The following is a 452-nucleotide window of genomic DNA, read 5'->3' as shown; positions in this document are numbered from 1 at the left end:
TATCAGCGACGGAGTAAAAAAAAGATGGGGTTTAGGTGGCAGCCAGGTGGGCTCTGGACCTAGGGTCCCCGGCTCGTGTTTTGTCTTCGTTGGTGCTGGTTTATGGAGTTTAGGTTCCCATGGTCAACCCCGCCTATGACTTTATACAGACTTGGGGACGCACACGTTTTGGCAACCAGATGGTCGATAGAAAAGCCGTGAAGGGGATGCTGAAAATTCTGCGTTCTGGTGGCCGCTTGTGGTATTTGCCCGTTCACGATTATGGCAACAACAATGCGGTGTTTGTGCCCTTTTTCGCCGTGCCAGACGGCTGCATCACGGCCCGAACTGATGTGCTGGTGGATGCGAGTAAATGCGCCGTGATCACCGCTTCCAGTTTTCGCCAAGGGGAAACCTACACGTTAGAAGTGGATGAAGACATCAGAGCCCAGCTCTCGCGCACAGACGCCGTT

General features: G+C 53.5%; 1 pseudogene. It reads left to right on the top strand.

What is annotated here, in order from left to right:
• Positions 1-125: 125 nt before the first annotated feature.
• Positions 126-452: pseudogene (locus UF06_RS02810) on the top strand (lipid A biosynthesis lauroyl acyltransferase); the annotation flags it as partial.

It is taken from the genome of Vibrio sp. S234-5, assembly GCF_000960595.1.
In the GTDB taxonomy this organism is placed as follows: Bacteria; Pseudomonadota; Gammaproteobacteria; order Enterobacterales; family Vibrionaceae; genus Vibrio.
The sequence above is the reverse complement of the archived record's forward strand: the minus strand, read 5'-3'. Positions and strand labels throughout refer to the sequence as shown.